Annotated in this window: 11 protein-coding genes and 1 pseudogene; 8 read left to right on the forward strand and 4 right to left on the reverse strand. The window is 53.0% G+C overall.

Annotated elements, in window-relative coordinates; translation table 11 throughout:
- Positions 1 to 38 precede the first annotated feature (38 nt).
- A pseudogene (locus O4H62_RS17990) lies at positions 39 to 245 on the forward strand (hypothetical protein); the annotation flags it as partial.
- 58 nt (positions 246 to 303) lie between these two features.
- Positions 304 to 954, forward strand: a complete 651-nt coding sequence (locus O4H62_RS17995; RefSeq protein ID WP_269389945.1) for a hypothetical protein — start codon at positions 304 to 306, stop codon at positions 952 to 954.
- 311 nt (positions 955 to 1,265) lie between these two features.
- Here O4H62_RS17995 and O4H62_RS18000 read toward each other — a convergent pair whose 3' ends face one another.
- Positions 1,266 to 1,652 carry an HNH endonuclease gene (locus O4H62_RS18000; RefSeq protein ID WP_269389946.1) on the reverse strand — a complete coding sequence of 129 codons (387 nt, stop codon included), beginning with the start codon at positions 1,650 to 1,652 and terminating at the stop codon, positions 1,266 to 1,268.
- A 370-nt stretch (positions 1,653 to 2,022) separates the two neighbouring features.
- Here O4H62_RS18000 and O4H62_RS18005 point away from each other — a divergent pair, with 370 nt between their 5' ends.
- Complete coding sequence (locus tag O4H62_RS18005) at positions 2,023 to 2,289, forward strand: helix-turn-helix transcriptional regulator (protein ID WP_269389947.1); 267 nt, start codon at positions 2,023 to 2,025, stop codon at positions 2,287 to 2,289.
- 130 nt (positions 2,290 to 2,419) lie between these two features.
- On the opposite strand, the gene O4H62_RS18010 is transcribed toward O4H62_RS18005, so the two are convergent.
- Entirely contained in the window at positions 2,420 to 2,929 is a 510-nt protein-coding gene (locus O4H62_RS18010) for a hypothetical protein (protein ID WP_269389949.1), read from the reverse strand.
- 80 nt (positions 2,930 to 3,009) lie between these two features.
- On the opposite strand from O4H62_RS18010, the gene O4H62_RS18015 reads away from it, so the two are divergent.
- From O4H62_RS18015 to O4H62_RS18030, 4 genes are read left to right on the forward strand one after another with little or no spacing between them, the layout of a single operon-like run.
- Positions 3,010 to 4,515, forward strand: coding sequence for an ATP-binding protein (locus O4H62_RS18015; protein ID WP_269389951.1), 1,506 nt, complete (start codon positions 3,010 to 3,012; stop codon positions 4,513 to 4,515).
- Positions 4,512 to 7,256 carry a Z1 domain-containing protein gene (locus tag O4H62_RS18020; protein WP_269389952.1) on the forward strand — a complete coding sequence of 915 codons (2,745 nt, stop codon included), beginning with the start codon at positions 4,512 to 4,514 and terminating at the stop codon, positions 7,254 to 7,256. The genes O4H62_RS18015 and O4H62_RS18020 overlap by 4 nt, the downstream gene beginning before the upstream one ends.
- A complete protein-coding gene (locus O4H62_RS18025) occupies positions 7,243 to 8,202 on the forward strand; it encodes a PD-(D/E)XK motif protein (RefSeq protein ID WP_269389954.1) in 960 nt (319 codons plus the stop codon). Before O4H62_RS18020 ends, O4H62_RS18025 begins: the two co-directional genes overlap by 14 nt.
- Complete coding sequence (locus O4H62_RS18030; RefSeq protein WP_269389955.1) at positions 8,199 to 10,286, forward strand: AIPR family protein; 2,088 nt, start codon at positions 8,199 to 8,201, stop codon at positions 10,284 to 10,286. Before O4H62_RS18025 ends, O4H62_RS18030 begins: the two co-directional genes overlap by 4 nt.
- Before the next feature lie 5 nt (positions 10,287 to 10,291).
- Here the strand turns inward: O4H62_RS18030 and O4H62_RS18035 are convergent, their stop codons facing one another.
- Positions 10,292 to 11,833 (reverse strand): DNA cytosine methyltransferase, encoded by a 1,542-nt coding sequence (locus O4H62_RS18035; protein ID WP_269389957.1) that lies wholly within the window; start codon positions 11,831 to 11,833, stop codon positions 10,292 to 10,294.
- Positions 11,834 to 11,898: 65 nt separating this feature from the next.
- Between O4H62_RS18035 and O4H62_RS18040 the strand changes: the two genes are divergently transcribed.
- A complete protein-coding gene (locus O4H62_RS18040) occupies positions 11,899 to 12,354 on the forward strand; it encodes a very short patch repair endonuclease (protein WP_269389958.1) in 456 nt (151 codons plus the stop codon).
- A gap of 147 nt (positions 12,355 to 12,501) precedes the next feature.
- Here O4H62_RS18040 and O4H62_RS18045 read toward each other — a convergent pair whose 3' ends face one another.
- The gene (locus tag O4H62_RS18045) at positions 12,502 to 12,822 is read right to left on the reverse strand and encodes a hypothetical protein (protein ID WP_269389959.1); all 321 of its coding nucleotides are present in this window, start codon (positions 12,820 to 12,822) and stop codon (positions 12,502 to 12,504) included.
- Positions 12,823 to 13,093: the final 271 nt, after the last annotated feature.

Raw genomic sequence — 13,093 nt, forward strand, 5'->3', positions numbered from 1 at the left:
CGGTCTGTGCTCCTTGAGTCTTCAACCGCGGCGTTAACTTCCGGGCGGAATGTCTGAACCAGCACTGGTTCCTGACGCTTGACGACGCCCGCCAGAAGATGGGGGAATGGCCCCTCTCATCGTTTGCAAGCAAACGACTGCCGGGCAATGGTAGAGACTACAACGAGGTTCGCCCTCACAGCGCCATGGGCAACAAGCGGCCGATAACGCTCATGAATGCCTCCGGCGCATCCGGTCCGCCGTGAGTATTAGCCCTGGGAAATTCCCCAGCCGGGTGGTCCAAAATCGGGTCTCAAGTCATTCATGCTTGTCGATGTCGTCATCGGATTGGGATTTGGTTACGGATACGGCGTTATCGCAATGGCGCGTTCTATGGACGCGTATGGTCACGCTCGGAAGGCATTTCTCGCGTTTGTACCATTCGCAAACTTCTTGCTCTTGCTTACGCCATCAAAGAATGCAGTTTCCGCAAACCGCGCGGCAACTATCCCGCTGCTGACAGGCGGCGTCGGCGTTCTTACCGGTTTTGTCCTGTTCATAGCTGGTCTCGTCATCTCAACTTTTATAAAGGTGGAGATCAAGCGAATGATCGAGAACTCCGCAAAAGACCCCGCCATACAGAGCGAGAGCATTGACATGGTGCTTCGGAGCCAAGGGCTTGAGGAGACACTTAGGCGAATAGCACTGGAAGTTCCAAGGCGACAAGTCGATGAGACTACGACCTTGTCGCGCGTTGAGGCAGACAGGGCGACGATAAGGTGCATCTACGAGGTTTCGACTGTTGTTGACCAGTTGCCCGGTTCTGTACGCGCAGGCTTAGTGAAGCAAAATTGTGGCTATGATTTTTTGCAAAAACTAATGAAGGCAGATGCCACAATTGAACACGTTTACCGCCAGAGCGACGGGAGCAGCATCGATATTGTCACTGTCTCAAGGCACATTTGCGGTTTCTGACTGTAAATGAATCTGTGCACCCGAACGCTAAAGTCGTGCTGAAGCCGAAGCACGCATAATTGCATCACCTTAGCCGTTACCGATGGCAATCGCGGTGCGGCGAAGAAAAGATAACCCATTGAAAAGAGTGGCTGGGGAACCTGGATCCCCAGCTAAGGTTTTTCGACCCCCTCACAAGCATCTGAAATGGTTGGTGAAATCCGATCACCACAGTTCTTGTAAGACAAAATTGTCATACACGCCCGGGGGACAGTCGTGCAAGACAATTCCCAACAGGAAGCGTAAAGCTGAGGGCCAGCGCCGAACGATGCTCATTGCGCGCGTTCTGGGTCAGCCCTTCGTTCGGCGAGAATCGCGCTGACCTGTGATGGGTGCCACTTGCCGTTGGCCAGCCTCGACCGCACATGAGACGCGTAGGTCACAGCATCCGCAGGGTGCTTTGCCTTGTGCCGTGTAGCGTTGCAGAAGTGGCAGGCGGCGACGATGTTCGGGGCAACATCCTTGCCGCCATCGCATCGGGCTTCGACATGTTCGGCGGTGCATTGAAACCGCGTGGCCAGACCGGGCGGAATCGGATAGCGCACGATGAACTCCTCAGGACTGGAGTCCCACATCGGCATCTGGCAATAGTGGCAGCGCCATCCTTGTTGTTGGGCCGCCTGGTTTCTGAGGTTTTTGAGTCTGTTTCTTGATGGCATGAGTCCACGTCCTTTGCTTCATTTCTGAAGCGGACGTGCAATGACCCCTATGGGTCATCCCTCAATTGGGAGGAATTATCCTCGCACAAGACGACGTATATGAAACACGTCACTCCGCAGTCTTTGAACGGTACGCACGACCAGTAATGGCCTTTCGTTGACGAGTTCGGTAAAACTCCAAGCAAGCCAAATGTCTTGCCTCCATCCGACATCAACCTATCATGAAATGGGGTCTGATCAATCTCTTGACCGCTGCCTGCCCGATCGGGAAGTATTTTACCTTCTCATCCAATATCTTCCTTATCGGGAAGTTTCGATAGATTTTTGAGAATTCTTCCTGTACGGTAAGCTGAACTATCAAGGGCACCTCATGATCCGTTCAGCCGCAGAATTCGGCGCACTTGTCCGAGTGAATAGAAAAAAGCAGGGATGGACACAGGCCCAGCTTGCAGAACGTTGCGGGACCGGCGAACGCTTCATAGTCGACCTGGAGAAAGGCAAGCCCAGTTGTCATCTCGAAAAGTTGCTCATCGCGGCACGGACGGTTGGCATCGATCTGGGCGACCTGAAAACCGCCATTCCGCCGGCTGCCACTGACGCCGATGATGATCTCGGCTATTTGCCCCGGTTCTCATGATCAGGTGTGATGGTGACTACTGTCTTTTACGGGACTTTGCCCGTCGCCGAACTCATTGACCGCGAACGGATTTCGTTCGTCCATGACAAGAATGGGCTGAAGCTTGGCTCGGAATTCATTTTGTCGCGGATCATCCCAGAACAGTTTTGGCCTTTTGCAACTTATCAGACCATGATTCGGCTTGCCAATATTCTGCCTGAAGCGCCTCTCTCCGGAATCGGTCATTGGCTTGATATTCGCCTCGGTTTATTCGTGTCCGTCTTTGAATATGAGGCGAGACAAAACGGGTGACGTTTGGATTGGCAGCATTGAAAAGGCGGAAATAATTTCCGTGTCGGCCTGGATTAGGCATCGCCAAACGCATCCCGGACGAATTGCCCGGGTGAGCCTTCATGGTCGGGGAGTGGGGCGTTTTGACCACGCTGGCGGGCGTGCAAAACAAGCTGCCCATTTCAGCGCCAGGCTCCCGCTTTCCAAATGCTGATGGACACAATCCCTGCTTTCGCGACACTTTGCGGAAAGCCAATCTCGGCTCACCCTCCGCAGGCGTTTCAAATTGGGTGGCGTCAATCGAGATTGGAATTTCTCTTACATTTCGTCCGTAAAGGATCGCTTTGTCAAAGCCACCCACATGATCCATTCTACCTAATCCTTACGATTTTTACCCTGCACCCGTTTCCGTTCTTGCGTTGTCTGTCCATATCGGCACCAATAGGTTGAATGGATGGAATCGCAAGCGAGAAAATGAAAATTCGGGAAATCGACGCGGCACCCTTTGCCGCTTCACTCATCGAGGGGCATCGAGATTTCGGGTACAGTCTCGAAACCGCGCTTGCTGATATCATAGACAACTCCATTTCTGCCGGAGCAACAGAAGTTGCTCTGGAGGCGGATACCGCAACTGAATACCCTTGGATCGCGTTGGCGGACAACGGTCGCGGAATGTCCGAACCCGAACTGGTTGAGGCAATGCGCCTCGGTTCGAAAAATCCCACTGATGTTCGGGCCATTGATGATCTTGGGCGTTTCGGTTTGGGGCTCAAGAGTGCGAGCTTCTCACAATGCCGCCAGCTGACGGTTCTGACCCGCCGCGACGGAATAATCTCATGCGCCCGTTGGGACCTTGATGGGGTATCCAAACGCAATAACTGGAATCTCGAATTGATTGACTCGCCACAGGATATCACGGGGCATGAATTGCTTCCGGTTACTGGAACTGTCGTCATTTGGGAAAAATTGGATCGGCTGGACGGTGGATATGACCGCAACTGGGATAAACGCGCAGCACACATGAACGGAGAACTGGCCGGAGCAGAGCGTTACCTTCGGCTTGTATTCCACCGCTTTATTGAAGGCAAAAGGCCGCGCTTGAAAATCTTGCTCAACGGACGCGTACTTAAACCAATCGATCCACTGGCCTCCGACAATCCTGCTTGCCAGAAGGATCCGGAAGAAATCATGAGGCTAGAGCAGGGGGATGTCCGAATTCGGTGCCACACCCTTCCTCATCATTCCAGGATGCCCCGGGAAAGGTGGGAAGAGATTGGCGGACCAGAAGGGCATTTGAAGACCCAAGGATTGTATGTCTATCGAGAGAACCGCCTGATTATCTCGGGAGGGTGGCTTGGTCTGGCAAGGCAGACAGAACTGACAAAACTTTGCCGCATCGCGATCGACATTCCGAACACCATGGACGCTGATTGGAAGATAGATGTCAAGAAGGCGTCAGCTCAGTTGCCGGCAGTTGTCCGCGAGAGGCTCAAGAAAGTCGTGGAGCGGTTTCTTGGTACTTCAAAGCGCACCTACAAAAAGCGCGGCCAAAAACTGGTCGATGCGACACGCTTTCCGGTCTGGAACCGGGTCCAACGTGAGGGAAACATAGTATTTCGACCAAATCTCGAACACCCGGTATTTCGCAGCTTTGCAAATGAACTCCCGGAAGAATTTCGAGACGGGTTCGACAGGTGCCTAAGGCTTCTTGGATCAGCCTTGCCAATTGATACCCTACATGCAGAGCTTACCGGCAATGCCGAAGCTGTTCACGCCGATGTAGCGTTATCAGATGAGTTGGAGATCATGGTTCTCGAAATTGGAAGAACATTGCTTTCCAGCGGAATGAAGCCAGCCGATTTGCCCGACACATTGCAGAGCCACCCATTCTTGAGAGCGAATTGGGATGCAGTTGTGCCCCTGCTGAAGAACTTCATTGGAGAATTGAAAGAGTGAGCGACACCTATAATACCCTTACAAACGTTGTAGATTCAGCGCTTTATGACCAGCCGCGCAAAACAGAAGATGAGCTTCGTTCGCTGATCAAGGGGCTTGCTGCAGCAATTGCACCCGATCTCTCTGGAGATGACTTGGAGAGATTGGCTCGGGAAATCGAGGTCAAACAGGGAATTAAGGCTGGTCTCGGAGCAATCGTCGACAGCGACGATTTCGAGCCTTGGCTGGATGATGCAAAGCCTTCGATTGATCCGTTCTACTGGAACAGATACCGGAAACTGCTCTTGCAGAACGGGTTGCCGAAGGATGTGGTGATCGCAACGGACAAGGTGACAGACAAGATACTGAGCCGCCTCGGCAATCCGGAAAAGCATGTGCCTTGGGATCGGCGGGGCATGGTGGTAGGACATGTGCAGAGCGGGAAAACCGCGAACTACACAGGCCTGATCTGCAAGGCGGCCGATGCCGGCTACAGGCTGATCATTGTAATCGCCGGAATTCACAACAATCTCAGAAACCAGACTCAGGCTCGGATCGATGAAGGGTTTATCGGGCGCGATACCGGCAAGGCACTAGAGAAAAAGAAAGGTGGTGCGAAGCACACCATTGGCGTCGGACACTTCGACCCCAACAAGACACCGGTTAGCCTCACAAACACGCTACGTGACTTCAACAGAGCGACGGCCTCGACGAATACGAGCGAGATAGAATCCTACAAGGTACCAGTCGTTCTGGTAATCAAGAAGAACCACCGCACACTCGCGAATTTGCTCGACTGGTTGCGGGACAACAGTGCACGCGGTGATCGGGAGATGATCGATCAGCCGATGCTCCTGATCGATGATGAAGCGGACAACGCATCAATCAACACGAAGTACGGCAAAAAACTCATCACTACAATCAACGGGCAAATCCGCGATCTGTTGAACATGTTTCACCGGAGTTGTTATGTTGGCTACACGGCGACTCCGTTCGCCAATATTTTCATCGATCCTGATCAGGATGATGAGATGTTCAACGAGGACCTATTCCCACGAGACTTCATTATTGGGCTCGACGCACCCAGCAACTATTTCGGACCCGGCAAGGTTTTTGTTGATGGATTACCAGACGAAGGTCAACCTGTCTGGCTAAGGTACATTACCGACAACGAAGACATTCTGCCAATTAAACACCAGATCCACCATGAGCTTGATACCCTGCCGGCTTCGCTGATCAAGGCTCTTCAGGTTTTTCTCTTGGCGCGCACGGTCAGAAATCTTCGCGGCCAAGTATCCGCACACTGTTCGATGCTGGTTAATGCGAGTCGTTTCACCGCAGTACAGGGAAAGATCCGAAACCGCCTACATGAAATTATTGAGCGTATCCAGAACGCTGTTCGGATCAACGGAAGTAAAGGCTCTGCCGCTCTGCGCGACCCTGAAATAGCAGCTCTCCAGGCGACCTGGTTTGAAGAGTATTCTGATGCTGAATTTGATTGGCCCGAAATACAGGCGGAACTACTGGACGCGATCGCATCGACAAAGGTCGTTGAGGTGAACAGCCGTGCCAATGATCTGGACTACTCGAACTCTGGGGAGCGTGGACAGACCGTCGTTGCTGTCGGAGGCTTCTCTCTTTCACGTGGTCTTACGCTTGAGGGGCTGACCGTCACCTGGTTTCTGCGCAACACAATGATGTACGATACGCTAATGCAGATGGGGCGCTGGTTTGGATATCGGGGTGGTTACGAAGACCTGTGTCGCATCTGGATGCCCGCCGAGGCGATTGGCTGGTATGCGTTTATCGCAAATGCGTCTGAGGAGCTGCACGAAGAGCTCAGAACAATGGAGAAAGCGAAGGCGACACCACGGATGTTCGGCCTTGCGGTGAGGAGCCATCCTGCGTCTTTGCTTGTAACTGCGAGAAACAAGATGGGGTCTGGCAAAAAGGTCACCACACTTGTTGGTCTATCCAACAAATTCGTGGAAACATCCAAGGTCAGCACGAAATCAAATGATCTGTCTGCAAATGTGGAAATCGCTAAGTCATTTGTTTCGAAGCTAAATGGCTCCGGATATGGGGAAAAGCCGACGCCTTGGGGCACCTTGGTGCCAGAGGTGCCGGTTGAGTTCGTTGATGAATTCCTAGCTGGCTGGCGCAACGCGGAACAGAGCGTCACCACAGATCCGGGACCTATACGCAGTTATATCCGTGCTCGAAGAGCCGACGAATTGCGCACTTGGGACGTGCTCATTCCGAGTCTCACCAAAACCAATGATGAACCAGACATGACGCTTGGCAAGGCCATAATTCCCACAACCCGCTATGTAGACCTTCACGATCTGAAGCATAAATTCATGTCATTCAGTGGCAAGCGCATGCGCATAGGGTCGCGGGGCATCGAAAAGGCCGGCGTCGATCCGGTAAAGGCCAAAGATGCGGAAGCGCTTTATCGAGAGAAAAATGGAAAAGCCGAAACCGAACGCTTGAACTATCCCGACTCGATATATCGGCGAGAGAGAGAGCGTGGCCTTTTCATACTGCATTTTGTCAAGGCCAAGGCACCTGACGGAAAGGAAGATGCAGAAGGTGTTGACTTGATACCCGTCGAACCAGTGGTGGCATGGGGAATCAGCCTGCCTGTCTCTTCGCGTCCAGCTGAGCGAGTGGAGTATGTAGTCAATACGGTTCGATATCAGGAACTATTTGGAGAAGAAGACGAAGATGATGACCAGGAGGCAGCCCTTGAAGCCTCTTGATCCATGGCAAAAGCTTGAAGTCGGCGATGCTCGACGGGTGGACAGCGCTGGTCGGTTCGATTTCTTCTGGGTATTGGTGGATGCCGGCACCTTGGGTTTGATGCTCAAACTTCCAGCAATGCCCGATCCCTTGCCGAAGCTCCCCAAGCTCAGGAATCTGACAGCGACTTTCCGTCAACTGGGCTCCGGTTCGGCCTTCGTGCTCAGCCTGAAGGAAAGATCACAGGTCGAGATATTCGAGACACTGTGCCTCGACGTCGTAGGTGCGGGCGAAGCAGCAGAAAATACAGATGATGCGCTGGTTCGGACCATTCAACGTACTCGAAGATGGCACCACCTATTGCGAAGCGGAAGGACTGGCGGCCTCAGTGTGGAAGAGCAACGTGGTCTCGTGGGCGAACTTTCCGTGTTGCGCGAACTCGTGGCAGATCTCGGTTCAGAGACATCGATAGATGCATGGAAAGGGCCAACCGGATCGGCGAAAGACTTTGAATTCATAGGCACCTGCATTGAAGTGAAAACGCGTCGTGCAGCTGCGAAACCCAACATTTCCATATCCTCCGCTGATCAGTTGTCCGATGTCCCCGGCAGCAGGCTGCTTCTGCGTGTGACCAACGTGGCATCTGTAGTCCTTCCCGAAGGGCTCAGCCTGCACGACCATGTCAGGCAAACCGAGCAACTATTCGAAATGGCGGATGAAGCCTTCGAGAAATGGGAGGAAGCCATCTATTCGACAGGATACGATCCCGAGAATGACTATGATGAACGACGCTGGCAACTTGGCACTTCTGCCGACTATGAAGTCATATCCGGCTTCCCGCGCATATCCACCCCCTTGCCCAGTGGTGTGGACGAAGTCCGATATTCGCTTTCACTCGACGCCTGCGCCCCCTTTGCAATGCATGAAAAGTTGATTGATGTCATTCGAACGGGTCTGGAACCATGAGCGATCTGGAAGAATTTCACCGCGAGCTGATCGCGGATATTCAAGGCGATGCCGATGTTCTTGGCTTGGTCACGGTTGAAGCTTTCTTCGAGAAGGTTGGCGACCTGCTGACTGAAGCGGGTGAAATTGACGAAGCCAATCGAGCCTATTTCGAAGGGACTTACAGTCGCGGAGGTCTTCAGATTGATGGCTATGGAGGCGACCCGAGGGATTCTGATGGAATTCTCAGCTTGATCCTGTGTGATTTCGCCTTGTCGGATGAGGTGAGAGTCCTGAATAAGGATCACGTGCAAAGGCTCCTGCAGAAACTCTATCGATTCCTGGTAGCCAGCCTGAAGCGTGATTTCCGTGAACAGTTGGAGGAAACCAGCTCCGGATTCGGTGTGGCCGACCTGATTGCGACAACTTGGAAGGCTGTCGAGAAGGTCAAGCTGATCATCGTCACCAATGGAGACTTCCGGGCTCGCGCTGATGCAGCAAACGTAACCGAACACGAGGGTGTACCTGTTACCCTCAGCGTCTGGGATCTGAAACGGCTGAGGCAGTTCCTTGAACAGGGACAGGCTCGGGCGAACCTTCAAATAGACTTTGACAAGGATTTTGGTGGCGGTATTCCTCTTCTGAGAGCCTCCAATAGCGCCGCATCGCTGGAAAGCTATCTGGCGATTATACCCGGACAACAATTGGCTGCTATTTACGACAAATGGGGCCCCAGGCTGCTGGAAGCCAACGTCCGGAGTTTTCTTCAGGCGCGTGGAAAGGTGAACAGAGGTATACGCGATACCATACGCGACGAGCCCAACATGTTCTTCTCCTACAACAATGGGCTCAGTGCGACAGCAGAGGAAATAGAGATCGAGAATACAGATCGGGGACTTGAGCTCGTTCGTGCAGACAATTTGCAGATCGTGAATGGCGGCCAGACAACAGCCTCGCTTCACGCTGCAAGAAAAACCCTTCCGGAACAATTGGCCCAGGTCTATGTCCAGATGAAACTCACGATCGTTCCCAGGGAAAGATCCGAAGCAATCGTTCCCAAGATATCGGAATTCGCGAACAGCCAGAACAAAGTGAACGCAGCGGACTTCTTCGCCAACCATCCGTTCCACATTCGCGTGGAGGAGCTATCCCGCCGTATCCTTGCACCGGCCAGTGGGGACGGATACCGTGAGACCAAATGGTTCTATGAAAGGGCGCGTGGGCAATTTGCCGATGAGCGTGGTCGTCGGACGCTAGCGGAACGCAAGAAATTCGATTCCGACTATCCGAGGTCACAGTTCCTGACAAAAACGGACCTTGCAAAATTTGAGAATACCTGGTCGGGAACGCCGCATCTTGTTAGCCTCGGCGCGCAGAAGAACTTTGCCGAATTCGCCAAGGGCATGGAAAAGCGGTGGGGCAAGGATGGGTCGGCTTTCAGTGACGTCTGGTACCGGCGAATGATCGCCAAGGCGATTGTCTTCAAGCGCACAGAAAAATTGGTTTCCGATGCGGATTGGTATGAAGGCGGCTATCGAGCAAACATCGTCACCTATGCAATTGCAAAACTCGTCTATGACGCAGAACTGCAGGACAAGGTTGTCGATCTCGACACGATCTGGCGCAGACAGGAAATCTCGATGGACCTCAGGTCTTGCCTGTTGGCGGCGGGTCGTGAGGCACAAAAAGTGATTACCCATCCACCCGAGGGCATCCGGAATTACAGCGAGTGGGCCAAGAAACAGGCTTGCTGGAAGCGGCTCAGCGAGGCAAAAATCGATTATCCGGATGGCCTCGACAATGTACTGATCCCACTTGATCTGGCTAACGAGAGCATAAGGGAGGCCAAAGCGGACAAGGCTGTAGAAACGAGCGTTGAGGCACAGATTGAGGTATTCAACCTCGGTGCGGAATTCTGGAAAGAGGCACGCAACTGGGCTCGGGAACACGGCATTCTGGGGCCAACCGAGTTGGGCGTGATCGAGACCTGTGCCGCAATGCCCCGAAAAATTCCGTCAGACAAGCAATGTGCAATCGCGATGGCGGCTTTGGGCAAATTGACTAAAGAAGGCTTCCGATCAGCACTGAACACTGAGGCTGATTGAGAGATTCATTCGTCCCAATCCAAAGCGTTCAAAATCAATTTCGCAATCTGCCTTGCAAGGAAAGGTGGCACAGCATTGCCGACCTGAACGTATTGCTGTGTCCGGTTCCCGAGAAACAGATAGTCATCAGGGAAAGTTTGCAGCCTAGCTGCCTCGCGCACTGTCAAGCTGCGACACTGCATGGGATCAGGATGAATGAAGTAATGCCCATCCTTGGAGATGTGGCTCGTTATCGTAGTAGAAGCCTGCTTGGCCAGCTGTACGCGAAAGCGGTCATTGAAGACGCCACTATGCCAGTTGCGGTGATCGGGACTCAGAGCAAGTGGAAAATCTGCGGCCTTGGGACTGTAGCCATGGAGCTCGCCGAACACCGCGGCAAACATATAGCGTCCAAGGTCGGATGCCATATGCCCACGCGTTTCATGCTGGGCTAAGGCGCGCAGCTCCGGCCGCTCCAGCCAGCACATCAAGTCATCATCAGTAGTGCCGTAATTGTCTGGGAGTGCAGTGGAAATACGCTTACGCAATGGGCCTGTTTCCAAATTCCGAACCAATGCGGAGAAGACTCTTTCGAGAGCTGGGTGCTCGCTGTCTCTGCAAATGAGGGCAAGCGTTCGTGCTGAATCAACGACGGTCTTCTCCCAATCGTCTGCCCTGTCGCGTCCTCGGCTCAAGCCGCTTCGCAACGATGGCAGGTTGCCTATCGCATCGACCACCGAGCGTGTCGATCCAGATACATCTATTCGAGCCTGTGATAGACGAGCCGTGCAATCGGATCTGATACCAACGATGATTACCCTGTGCCGTCGTTGAGGAACTCCAAATTGCTCTGAACGCACGATAAAATCCGAAGGCTGCTGCGCCTCCCGCAGGCAAGCCTCACCATCCTCGATCCTGACCGCACGCAGTTCATAGTGATGGGCTTGGCCTGTGCCGAGCGATGCCAGATCCTCCATCAGCATCTCAAAGACAAGGCGGCTTTCGACTGTCGAAGATAGAATTCCCTTCACGTTCTCCATCACAAAGGCCGCCGGTCGAAGCTTGTCGAGCACTCGAATGTACTCTCGAAATAGGTAGTGCCGCTCATCGTCCTCCGGAACATAGCCAAGTTTGCCCCTTGAGCGAGCTCGTCCCACAAGGGAATACGCCTGACAGGGCGGTCCTCCGATTAGTATTGTGTCGTCGTAGGTGCCCTGCAGCTTCTCGATGGCTTCGTCGATGGCCACTGATGTTGCTTGAGTGCCGAGTTCGAGTGCACGGGCATCTTCGTTGGCTAGGTGCCATGCCGCAGAATCGACCACGGACCAGTCCGGTTCAGAAATCAAACCGGCATGAAAATTGATATATTCGCTGGGCAGCCTGCCGTGCCTCATTTGATAGTTGCGAAGGAACGCACGTAGCCTCAGGGTACGATGGGCGGACGCCTCCTTCTCAACCGAGATGCCGATTCGGAAAGGCTTGTGCCCGTCATCCATGAGAGAAGCGAAGCCCTCGCCAAGTCCACCGGGACCGGCAAACAGGTCGCAAATACCGAAAGTCGCAGCCAAACCGCCCTCCTGAAAACCAGACAACCCCGTGTATACTAGTTTCTTCAACCAAAACCAGGACGCCCGTGACCGATATCGTGGACAAACAAACTCGTTCCCGCATGATGAGCGGAATTCGGGGACAAAACACCAAACCGGAAATGCAGTTGAGGCGAGCACTGCATATTCGCGGGTTCCGTTATCGCTTGCACGAAAAAAAACTCCCGGGAAAACCTGATCTTGTTTTCCCAAAGTTCGGTGCGATCATTTTTGTGCACGGCTGTTTCTGGCATCGTCATGAGGGGTGCCGCTTCTCGACCATCCCCTCGACGCGCAAAGAGTTCTGGCAGAATAAATTTCGTGGCAACGTGGCTAGAGATCATAGAAACATAGAAGAGCTGGTGAATGCGGGTTGGAGAGTCGCTGTAGTTTGGGAGTGCGATTTGAGATTTCAATTGGACGCGGTTTCAAGAAGTATTGAAACTTGGTTGAAAAGCAGCGAAAAGGATTGGAATGGGCTAGTTCCACAAAAAAAACCTTGAGAGATCACGAATAGATCGGAGATGTCGACAACTTCGTCAGTCAGTATTTTCGATTCCGCTGCAAACGGCGTTATAGGTAGTAATGGGGGGAAGCGAGATAAAATGGATCAAACAGCGTTTGAATAGAGCCGCCAAAGAACCGCCCAATCATGCAGGCTTGAGATGCCGCTTCGGACGGAAAGGAAAAAGACCATCTGCGTAACGTGCAGCAAGCTCTTCGAAGACCTCTTCGCTTTCGCGGACTTCAAAACCTTGAAGCTTAAGTCCATCGACGATCTCGTCACGGAGCCGATCCAACGCCTGGCGTCGGCCCAGCTGATGCTTCTCGGTGCTCATAATCATTTTCCAAAGCAGCATCCGGGCTAGATCATCCCGCGAAGGGCGACGCCGATCGCGGGCCTCGTCTCTCACTCTCTGCTGCCGCGCTCGTTGCTCGGCATTTATTTCTCGCTTTGATTTCTTTGTCATCCTGATCTCCTTGTTCATCATTACAGAGCCTCAGTCTGACGGCCGGCGATGCAAGGAACAAACGCCGTTTGCCTCCCAATGTTGACAATCGGGAATGGGGGTGGTCCGCGGGTATGGTTTCGAGGTCTCCAATCCCAGTGCCACAAACGACGTGCGAAGAGGAATCGCGGTTTCCTGGTTTCGAATCGGCAAGACCAAATCCAGAATCGCGGCAGGATAAATTGAGATGACTTGTTTCGAGTTACCCGCACGTCATTGCAGATTGAACTGA

The sequence above is a fragment of the Parahoeflea alexandrii genome (assembly GCF_027214025.1).
GTDB classification, from domain to species: Bacteria; Pseudomonadota; Alphaproteobacteria; order Rhizobiales; family Rhizobiaceae; genus Hoeflea; species Hoeflea alexandrii_A.

Bases quoted from the DNA above. Each gene is read 5' to 3' on its own strand.
- O4H62_RS18030 (WP_269389955.1), top strand. From the start codon at position 8,199: ATGAGCGATCTGGAAGAATTTCACCGCGAGCTGATCGCGGATATTCAA.
- O4H62_RS18005 (WP_269389947.1), top strand. From the start codon at position 2,023: ATGATCCGTTCAGCCGCAGAATTCGGCGCACTTGTCCGAGTGAATAGA.
- O4H62_RS18015 (WP_269389951.1), top strand. From the start codon at position 3,010: ATGGATGGAATCGCAAGCGAGAAAATGAAAATTCGGGAAATCGACGCG.
- O4H62_RS18000 (WP_269389946.1), bottom strand. From the start codon at position 1,652: ATGCCATCAAGAAACAGACTCAAAAACCTCAGAAACCAGGCGGCCCAA.
- O4H62_RS18045 (WP_269389959.1), bottom strand. From the start codon at position 12,822: ATGACAAAGAAATCAAAGCGAGAAATAAATGCCGAGCAACGAGCGCGG.
- O4H62_RS17995 (WP_269389945.1), top strand. From the start codon at position 304: ATGCTTGTCGATGTCGTCATCGGATTGGGATTTGGTTACGGATACGGC.
- O4H62_RS18010 (WP_269389949.1), bottom strand. From the start codon at position 2,929: ATGGATCATGTGGGTGGCTTTGACAAAGCGATCCTTTACGGACGAAAT.